The sequence below is a fragment of the Candidatus Woesearchaeota archaeon genome (genome assembly GCA_003694805.1).
GTDB lineage: Archaea > Nanobdellota > Nanobdellia > Woesearchaeales > J110 > J110.
On record RFJU01000117.1, the window covers coordinates 1 to 1,083 of the forward strand.

General features: G+C 47.4%; 3 protein-coding genes. All 3 read right to left on the bottom strand.

Annotated elements, in window-relative coordinates:
- Positions 1–167 precede the first annotated feature (167 nt).
- Positions 168–536, bottom strand: coding sequence for a copper chaperone (locus tag D6783_04135; protein ID RME52640.1), 369 nt, complete (start codon positions 534–536; stop codon positions 168–170).
- 11 nt (positions 537–547) lie between these two features.
- Complete coding sequence (locus tag D6783_04140) at positions 548–886, bottom strand: hypothetical protein (protein ID RME52641.1); 339 nt, start codon at positions 884–886, stop codon at positions 548–550.
- Positions 887–888: 2 nt separating this feature from the next.
- A partial coding sequence (locus D6783_04145) for a hypothetical protein (GenBank protein RME52642.1) occupies positions 889–1,083 on the bottom strand: 195 nt, incomplete at its 5' end.

Below are 1,083 nucleotides of genomic sequence, written 5' to 3' on the forward strand. Positions count from 1 at the left end.
CCCCTCCAACTGAGCACGTCTTCACGCTTCTCCGCCAGAAAAAAAGAACCCCTTTATAAATGTTTCGTCATTATTCAGTAGTTATACTATTGTTTGTGCAGGGGTTGGGCTGAACAAACAGCAAGCCCCGACAACCCCTTCAAAAAAAACCTCAAAAAACAACGCTCTTACGATGTGACCCGCCCATCCTCAACAACCGATACAGGATACACATCAGATGCGCTCACAATAGTCTCCAAAGCAACCCTGTCAGCATCATACCGTACAAACCCCCCACCTTCTTCATAATCTATTTTTGCCTCAATAACCCCCTCCACTTGTTTGAGCTGGTACTCCACCCCCAAGGCACAAGACGAGCACGTCATTCCCTCAACTTGAAGCGTCGCCTCACGAACATTCGCCAATGCTACACCCGGGCGTTGCGCAACGCCTTCATCAACAACTTGCTCTGTCGTTGAACACCCCGCCAGAAGCAAAAATAACAGCATAATAGCTCCTAAACCGAACACCCCTCCTTTTTTCGCATTTCGCACCATCAAGACACCGCTCACCGATACGCTATTTTTGCCAATAAAGGCGCCAACCCATATTTAAGGACAAATAAGAGCACAACGAGCAAAACAAAGGACGCCGCTACCAGCTTCCAGTTCTGCCTCACACCCTTTGCAGAGCAGGAGTTCTTCTTCCTCAAATACAAAACTACCGCCAACCCGAAAAAGAGTAACGCCAACCCCGTGAACAACCACGAATACCTTCCAATTGTCAGCGCTGTTGATACGCTTCCAAGTCCAAGCAACACAATAACGACAGGACCAACACAACACAAAGCCCCAAGAACCCCGGCAACACCTCCTGCAACAACCAAGTTCTTGTCCTCTTTTTTCATTTTCACTCCACACAACACGCCAAGTCATCAAGGTTTTGATCAAAACTCTGAGCGACTTTCTTGATAATTTCGCTCAACGTTGGAAATACATGAACCACATCCCTTATGTCGTAGATAGTCATCTTGTTCTTGATAGCGTAAGTCGCTGTTGTTATAATCTCTGCCGCCATAGGACCAACCGTGTGAACACCCAGCAC

Excerpts from the sequence above, each read along its gene's own strand:
- D6783_04135 (RME52640.1), bottom strand. The coding sequence starts at position 536 with ATGGTGCGAAATGCGAAAAAAGGAGGGGTGTTCGGTTTAGGAGCTATT.
- D6783_04140 (RME52641.1), bottom strand. The coding sequence starts at position 886 with ATGAAAAAAGAGGACAAGAACTTGGTTGTTGCAGGAGGTGTTGCCGGG.